Genomic DNA, 9,193 nt, shown 5'->3' on the forward strand with positions numbered 1-9,193 from the left:
CCCGCGTAACCCAGGTCCGTGCCGCTTTCGAAGCGGAGTTCAACGGTTGGCGGGCCGACGGTCGGCTGCTGAGGGCGATGGACACGGTGATGGCCTCCGCCGGTCTGTTTGATGCCCTTGTGCCCTCCACGGCCTTGATCAGGGCACTTCCCCCGGGAGCGATGCGCTCACTCGCTCAGGGCCTTTCCGGTTCGAGCGACCCCGGTAACGGCAACCTCGCGCTCAGCATCTTCGCGGCGGGTTTTGATCGTGCCTTCGGACAGGGACCGTTCACCGACATCCCCGCCGGGAACGGGCACCGTGCTGTTTCGGCGCGTGATGTCGAGGCTGCGCTGGAGCGCTGGAGAGTCGGGAACACCCTGGTGAAGGGGCTCCGCGTTTTCCACGATCACGGTGCGCGGGTGTGGGGTCGCAAATGGATCGGTGCCCTGCCCGAGGCCGGCCGCGCAGCGGTCGTGGCCACTCTGCTACCTGTGGACGGCCCGCGGCAGAATTCGGTGCTGGACGGTCTGGGACCTCTGCCACGGCCCGTGCTGGAACAGGTCGCTCTGGACGTCCTCGGTGAGAGATACGACCAACACTTCAATGGCCGGCCGCTGCGGGGTATCAAGGTGGCCGTCCCAGGGCATCCGGACGTCCTGCTGACCAAGGATCAGGTGGACTCCCAGCTGAAGGAATGGGCCACCGAGAGCCTCCTGGTCCCCGCTGCGCAGCAGCTGGCCCGGTGGTATGTGCCCACGAACAGGCCCGGCCTCAGGAACACCGCGCCCGCTTCGACGGTGCCGCCCCGACAGCAGATGGCTCCGGGAGGCGCGGGAGCACCAGCCCCCTTCACGGCCGACCCCCACAATCGTCCAGCGGAGTTCGTGCCCGCCCAGGAGACGGAGGGTGGGCACGAGGAACGGGGGAACCCGGTGACCGCTTCCACCGATCCCGCCGACCTTCCCGAGCCCGTGCCGGAGCCGACGGACGCGATGGTCGGGTTGGACCGCGCATATCTCGACCCTGAGCCCGTGGTGGGAAACTCGGACCCGCGCCGGTTCGTACCCCTGAGTCCCGACAACTTCGACACCGACACCGAGCCGGCCGAGACCACGCCCGGTCCGTCCGTACGTGAGGCGACCCGAGTCGCGCCGCAGGACGGAAACGCGACCGCGCCGACGCCCCCGGTTACGTCGGGGCGGACGCCGCCCGCCACTGAGCCACAGCCGTCCCTGGCGGACTCGTGGGGCGGCGTGCTCAACCCGAAGTCCCGCACGGGTCGTGACGGCTCGGTGCATGGGGACGCCCATCACCAGGTGGCCCCTTCCGAGAACGGTACGGACACCCTCGGGACGCGGAACGTCACGGAGCCGGCCGAAAGCTCCCGCGACGAGGACGTCCCGACGGTCGTCGGCGATCCCGACCCGGTCCGGGAGAGGACCGACGCCGAGCACGAACGCGAACTCGCGCGTGCTCGACGGGGCAAGCGGCCCGACCCCGCCGCCGCCGAGCGACTCGAGGCCGAGACGCTGGAGGCAGAAGCGGAGCAGGCACGGCTGCGGGCCGAGACGGAGCGCGACCTCGCCGACGAGAGCGCGATCCGGACAGCGGCGGCCGCACGGGACGCCGCGCCCACCACCTCGTCGCGTGTCGAGGACATGACCACCGATGCCGCGGTCCGCGAGGACCAGGCGATACGGACCGACCGTCTGGCCGAACACATGGGCGAGCTGGCCCGCCGGGCGCGGCTGCGCGCCGAGGCCGCGAAGCGGGCCGCGGACCGCGAGCTGGACGAACCGACCCGCGAGCGTCCCACCGGTACCGGGCCCGAGGTCGCCCGTGCGGGAGGGGCGGAGCCGGACACTCACACCGCCCGCACACCTGGGAATGCCCGAGACACGAGCGGCGCTGAGGAACGGGCCCCCGGCAGTGAACCGGTTCCTCAGACGGCTCCGGAACCCGTCCCGGGTGTCCCGGAGGTGACCGAGGCGTCCCATGGGCAGGAGCCGGGCGCACCACAGCACCCTCCGGTGACCGGTGACGCCGCGCCCAAGGACCGTTCCGACGTCACCGACGCACCGCCCGCGCCTTCCCGACCGGCCCAGTCGGCCCAGTCGGCCCAACCGGCCGGAGCCGATTCGACGCGCGGCACGGAACCCCCGGTGGTCCCGCCGCGTCCACGCCCACGGCGCACCGGCCAGGACGGTCCCGACCCGGTCCGGCCGCCGGAGCGGCGGGACGACGTTTCCGGGCGGGCACGGAACCCCGAAGACCGGGAGGCCACCACGCCGCCGAGTCCGGACCCGGCCGCAGCCCCGTCCTCGACCCCACTTCCGACCCCCGGCCGAAGGCTGAACTACCTGCTGAGGAGCGGACAGATCGACTCCCCGCTCATCGGCCCCGCCGCCGACCGGATCGTCGCCCGGATTCGGGCCGACCTCAGCAGGGCGCGCGCCGACCTCAGCGGGCGGCTCTCCCACGGCGAAATCAACGCCATCGAGCGGCGGGTGCGCGCCGACTTCGCGCGCGACTCCCGGCCCTACTTCGCCCCAGGAGGCCACACCTTCACCATCCCGGGCCGTGGTGGCGAACGGAGGGTCATCCTGAAACTGTCACCGGAGGGCGATTCCTGGCGTCTCGCCCCCGAATCCGGCCTCGCGGTGGAGGAGGGGCCGGACAGCGCTCCCAGGGTGAAGACCAAGAGCACAGCGGAGCACAAGACCAAGGTGTCGAGGAAGGGCGCGGCGACCTCCACGGCCGCAGCCGGTGGGTCGTTCAAAATCACCGCCTATGGGCTGGCCCCATCTGATTCGGCGGTCGGTCCCGCGTTCAGCTTCTCGATCAAGGGGGCTCACAACCAGCGCTCCACCAATTACTCGGTCAGTGACGGAGCCGCCGGCAGGAGCGAGGTGTCACTGAAGGGCGACCTCGAGGAGTTCCTGAGCGATCTCCGGGTGGAACTGACCGTCGACCCGCCCGTCGACCCGCCCACCGACCCACGCGGTGGCTTCCAGGGGATGGCGGACCGGTTCCGGGACCACCCGGGCAGCGCCGACGTGGAACTGTCCGAGCGTCCGGTGGTCTTGAGCGTGGTCGAACCCAATGGGCTGAGCATGTCCATTCCCGGCGGGCTCAAGGACCGTGACGCGGCCGTCGACGCCGCCACCGATGCCCCGGAGCGCATCGTCTTGCCCGACCCCTTCGACAACGGGCCCCGCATCCCGGGTACACAGAACGGGCAGGGGACCCGGGTGGGCAGCGGGCACCCGCTCGCCGTCGAGCCCATCGATGGCCTGAAAGGGCAGATCCGCCAGCAACTCGGCGTCGACCGAAACAACCCCAGTAGCGCCGACCTGGACCGTGCCACGACCCCCGATGCCCTTGAGGAGAACCTTGCGTCGCTGGACCGCGGACCGACGCCGATGGCCTTGGTCGCCGACGTCCATGGTGTGCCGCGAGTCCTCTTCATGTGGTCGGTCCCTCGAGAGCTGACGAGGGTCGAGGACGCGCCGGGGAAGGCGTCCTTCAGCCGCAGCCGAAAGGGCGACAAGAAAGCGGGCCTGACGGCGAAGCGGTCGACCAACCTGACGATCGGCGCCGGGTTCGGTGCGGTCGTGACCCTGCTCCAAGGCACCCTCCGTCTCAACCTGCCCCACTTCGATGCCTCCTACAGAATCGACGCCGTGTCGACCAGGGCCCTCTCGACGGAGGGTGCTCAGACGGCCAAGGCGCATTCCAAAGAGGTCGAGACCTACGAGGTCGAGCGGGTCTTCTACGCCATGCTCTCCGGCGACGCCACACTGATGAGTTCGTGGGGCCGGTCGATCGAGCAGATCGCGGTCGCCGATGCCCGACGCATGGCCGGCCTGGACGAGCCGACGGACGAAGCGGGGGCGCTGCGCGTCCCCCGCTTCGACCACCTGGCCGTGGACCGTCCGGCCCACTGGGGCGGCACGACCCTCAGGGAGGTGGTCCACGAGGACGGTAGCCGTTACCGGACCGCGACGCCGGCGAACGGTGCCACCAACTCCGCGCCCCGGCCCACCACCGTCTATGAGGACTATGCGAGTGCGGTGCTGAACGGGATCGCCGATGAGCACCCGGGGATGGTGGTGCCCGATCTGATCACCGGGTCCAAGGCGTCCTACGCGCGCCGTCCGGGCGCGGGGCCGGACGGCCACCGCACGCCGCGTGAGCTCCCCGTTCTGCGCCGGAACTACCATCAAGCCATCGCCAACACGATCATGGTGTTGGACGCGATGACCCCGCACAACCTGGAAGGGCGGCTGGAGGAGTGGACGGGGGCCGGGATCGACCTGCTCCTGATCGAGACCACGAGCATCGACCCCACCCTGGCCAACCGAGGCGGCCTGTTCCGGCCCCCGTTCGTGCCGGTGCGACTGTACGCCGACGCCACCGGGCGCGTGTTCGGGGGCACCTCGACGATGGGGACCGAGTCCACGGTGGCGGGATCGGCCGGGCAGACCGACGGGCGCGAGCGCACCCACACCTGGACCGAGCAGCTCAGCATCGGGCTCCGGGGCCGGGATCCGGCGGTCGACGCGGCCGGCGCGCGAAAAAACGTCGGGATGTTCGACGCGACGGCTGAGGCCTCGCAGCCGCGCGGACGTACCCAGGAACACGGGGTCAAGGGGGCGACCGAGAGCACGGTCAAGACCACCGGCGACACCGATGTGTGGCGCTACGGCGTCGACCTCATGGCCAAGATCGGTAAGTTCCGCAAGGCCGACGACCTGGCCGTGATCGACGATGACGACGGCGGCGCCGCAGCCCGAGCCCGGGACGGAGTCGTGTACGACGGGCACGCCATCACCATTCAAGGCCCACGTGCGCGGTTGGAGGTGGAATCCCCGGCGGGACGGGACGTGGAGCACGTCGCCGACCGCACCACGGCCATTCATCAGTCCACCACGGAAGACGGGACCACCGACCGGACGGCGGGCCGGCGCCGTCTGTCGGACACCGAGGCCCGTGCGATCGTGTTGGGCACCGCGCGGCCTCCGGCGCCGCATCCGATGGACGGTGTGCCCACCGCGACCAGTACCGTGACCGCACCCGATCTGTACCGGCTGGGCAACCGGCTACTGACCGACACCATTCCGGGATTCCAGGAATTCCTGCGGCGTTCGCGGGGCGCCCATGACTACCTGCGCCAGCTGCTGTTGCCGCCCATGCTCGGCGGTAACGTCCCCCAGATGCTGTCGCGGTTCGGGCTGCGCAGCGGTCGGTTGCAGGTGGACACCGCGTGGCGGTGGCGGGGGCTGCCGACCCTGGTCCTGCGTGCCGCACGCGGCGACTTTCGGTTGTACGAGGTGATGCCCACGACCACGGTGGAGATCTCCTCCAGCGGGGAGGTGAACATCGGTGCGGCCGGTACCCGCGGCGGCCACTCCCGCTCACTGGGGTTCTCCGCCCGGTTCCGGCACAACCCCAACGACGAGGCTCCCCCGGGGGGCGGGCCGGCTTCCGGTACGGACACCGCGAGGAGCGGTCACCCCACCCTCATGCCGGGAGGGAGGTGGACCCCCTATTCGCGCTCGGCCACGGAGAACACGGCCATGTCGGTCACCGTCTCCCGGGCGACCAAGGTGACCCTGCAAGGCGGTGCCTTCCCCTACACCGCCGATCTGTCCTTCGACCAGGCGGCCGAGGTCAAGAAGGACTGGAAACTCGGAGTGACCGTGCCGCGACGCGCCTCCACGGCCTCACACCACGGCGTGCACACCGAGGTCCCCGGGGCCGAGTTCGGCTACATCGCCGAAGCCGAGGCCTACGCGGCCGACCTGGTCGACGACGCCGTGGGGACCGACACCGACGGCACACCCATCGCGACCGCGCTGCTGGGCCACCACGCACCCCGACCGAACTGGGAACCGCGACCCGGGTTCGTCGGGCTGGGCCACCACCGCCAAGGCCCCGATGCGGGACCCGTCGTCGACGATCTGTTCCGGCGGCTGTCCGCTGAGGGACTGGAACTGACGGGGACCAGCCGCGAGGAGCTGTTCCAGCGAGTCGGCGCGCACATCGCCCGAGGACTGGACGACGCCACCGCACGGGCCGTACCGATCGACGTGAAGGTTCGCTCCACGAGCCTGGCCCACGCCTCGTCTCAAGGCAAGATCACCTTTGACATCATTCGGGGGCGCGGCGAGGTCGACCGGGTGGGGGCCAAGGCCGACTTCGTCGATTCGCGCAGTCGCACCACTGAGATCAACGAATCACGGGGCAGGCAGAAGGACGGCACCGTCGGAGGCGGATTCGGGCTGGTCGGCACGGTGTCGTCCAGCGACGAGCAGCCTCCGTCGTCACAGACCCCCGACAAGCGATCAGTGACCCTCCTCCCCGGGATGGGCAACGCCTCGCGTCAGAGCGGGACCTCGACCACACGGAACACGGGGGACTCGACGACCGAGACGGTGGACACCCTCGTCTTCGGTCCCTACGCCGTCATCGGTACCGATGCCTCGCTGCGCCTGTACCTGGAGACCGAGGGCCATGTCATCGTCGCCGAGGCGTCCGCGGGGCGGATGAGTGAGCTCTATCCCGCCCCCTACCTCACCGGAACCGGCGAGTCGGCGGCTGAGGCGCTCCGGGCGGGTGCCCCGCAGTTGCTGCCCTCGCCCAACCAGAGGCTCGAACCGGCGGCCGGGGAATGGGCCGCTGACCGGCGCTCGGGCGCTCGGGCGCCTATGCCGTGGCTGGAGGCGCTGTCGGTGGCCGGCGACGGGGCGGCGATCACCGCCGCCGGGTACATCGCCACGGCGCGGGCGTCGGGTTGGCAGCCGCCGCAGGACGTGTCCGCACCCGCCCTCGTCCGTACCGCGCGGGACTACCTTGTCGACAAGATGGGGCCCCGGGCGGAGAACATCCATGTGGCTCTCACCGGACTGGCGCTAGTGGCGAACTTCGCTCCCGCCGCCGACGGCGGTAAGGGTCTGCCCAACCTGTTCCGGGACAGGCTGGCCACCTTCGCCGACCTGAGTTGGCGCTTGCACGCGGTGCCACGTGCGGAGGGGGCACGGTTGATCGATGTCTCGGTCGACTCCGCGCACGGAGGTTCCCGTAAGGGCGACCACAAGGATGAGACGACGGTGGACCGTCCCTCCACCACCACCGGTGGGGCGACCGGAGGCGCGATCGGATCCGCCCCCGACGAGCACCGGTCCATGGGCTTCGTGAACGACACCCAATCCACGTCCGTCTCGTCCGCCGCGGGTACCTCGAGGAACACCCGGACCGACCACCCCGGCCGACCGCCCGTGGGGAGCAAACGGGCCTATCTGGTGGCGGTTCCGACGACGTGGCTGGTGGCGGCGGAGTCTCCGGTGGCCACGACTCGCCACATGGGGTTCTCCCGCGATCAGGTCGGCATGGCCGAGGTCGAGTCGGAGGCCCTTGCCTGGGTCGACCACGACCAGGCGCGCGAACTGGGGGTCCTCGAAGGGGTCGAGGCGAACAAGGCTCTCTGGGACGGCTTGTACACGGCCCAGAAGGCGTTCGGCGAGGCTGAGAAGAGCTACTTCGACGCCCGTCAGAAGCTGCCGGAACTGGTGCGGGGAGTCCAAGAAGCGCATCGGAGCGGCGACGCCGGGCGTCTGAGCGAAGCGCGGGCGGCGTACACCGCCCAACGGACAACGGTGAACGGCCTGCACGGGGATCTCCTGCGAAATTTCGAGGTCTGGAACACCGCTCGCGCGGCGGCTCGGGAATCCCTGAGACCGACTGGGCCGGAGCGGACGCTACGCGAGGCCCACCCGGACCAGGAGGAGGGACGAACCCGGGCTGAGCGGGCGGCCGTCGATGCCCAGCGCGCGACGATGAACCGTCCGCGCGCCGAGACCGAGTGGGTCTACACCGACGAGGACGCCGGGCCTGCCAAGCCCGCGTCGACGGCCGAGTCCACGGCACGACCCGATCGGCAGGTCCCCCCGACGCCGGTACCTTCGGCACCCCCACCACCGCCTCCGCACGTACCGGAGCGACGGTCTTCGCCGGCGACCGAGGGGAGCGGGCCTCCGAAGGCGAGTGACGTGACGCCGGACCTGGCTTCGCCCTCGGTGCCTACCCTGCGGGACGCCTTCGACGAGGCGCTGAACGGCCCGCCGCCCGTGGTGGCCGCCCCCGGTACCGGTACGTCCCAGCGTTCCGAGGGCGGCCGAGCCCCTGAAGGGGAGGACCGCGACAAGTGATCCACGCCCCCGATCGGCCCCAGGCGCCGCCGCGTTCCATCGCCCACCTGCCCGACCCGACTTTTCACCATTTCCGAAGAAGACCGAAAGGACCAGTGGCACATGACCGAGAAAGCCGCGGGAGGGGATGTGTCGTCGGCACGCGCGTGCGAGGACTCCGATCCCTCCACTACGCAGGACACGGCGGCCGGCGCTGACGCCGCGCGGACGGCCGGCGAGTCCGGCCCCGCGGCCACATCCGGTGCCGCGTCCCCCAGCGACGACGCGCACCCCGGTGCCGCCGACGGGCTGCTCCCCGAGGGGGAAGGAGACGGCGTTTCCTCAGTTCTCACGAACGGGACGCTGGGCCGGTCGGACGCCGATACGGGCTCGGCGGTACCGGCCCCCGAGATCGCCGCGCAGTCCGACCCCCTGGATCCGCAGGGGACCGCGGCCGAGGCCATCCCGGACGCGAACGCCGCCGCTGTGGGCGCGACCGCGGCCGAGACCGACCCCGGGAGCAGTCTTGGGCGTCCGGGACGCCCGGTCCTCGCGTTCGCCGCGATCGCGGGGGTGGTGCTCATGGTCACCCCCTTCGCGGTCAACGAGACCTCCCAACGCCTGCCCGGCACCGAGTTCGATCTGGTCGACCAGGAGGGCGTGCTCGGCTACTTCGTACGGACGGACAACAGCGCGAGCGCTGAGAGCAACGCGATGGCCGCACAGCGCCCCTCTGTGCCGGGGTCGATGGCCGGAGTGGAGGAGCCCGCCCTTGACAGCGGCTACGTGCCCGAGGTGCTGTCACAAGAAGACCCGGAACAAGGCGGTGTTGAAGACACGGAGGGTCCGGGTTCCGATGACTCCGGATCGGAAGTGGGCGGTTCGCCCGATAGTGGATCGGGCGAACCGCCCGACGGTGAAGACTCCGACGCGTCGGGGGACGACCCGTCTTCGAGCCCGGGCGGTGAGGAGGAGGATGAAGACACCCGGGAATCCGGCTCCGGAGGGGAGCCCGGTGAGGA

At 70.9% G+C, this 9,193-nt stretch carries 1 protein-coding gene and 1 pseudogene; both read left to right on the forward strand.

Annotated features, from left to right (window positions below; all coding sequences use genetic code 11):
• The first annotated feature begins 401 nt into the window (after positions 1–401).
• Positions 402–8,192 carry a hypothetical protein gene (locus K8V84_RS00225; RefSeq protein WP_304069104.1) on the forward strand — a complete coding sequence of 2,597 codons (7,791 nt, stop codon included), beginning with the start codon at positions 402–404 and terminating at the stop codon, positions 8,190–8,192.
• A gap of 102 nt (positions 8,193–8,294) precedes the next feature.
• Positions 8,295–9,193, forward strand: a pseudogene (locus K8V84_RS00230) (hypothetical protein); the annotation flags it as partial.

Source organism: Nocardiopsis listeri (genome assembly GCF_020741345.1).
Taxonomy (GTDB): domain Bacteria; phylum Actinomycetota; class Actinomycetes; order Streptosporangiales; family Streptosporangiaceae; genus Nocardiopsis; species Nocardiopsis listeri_A.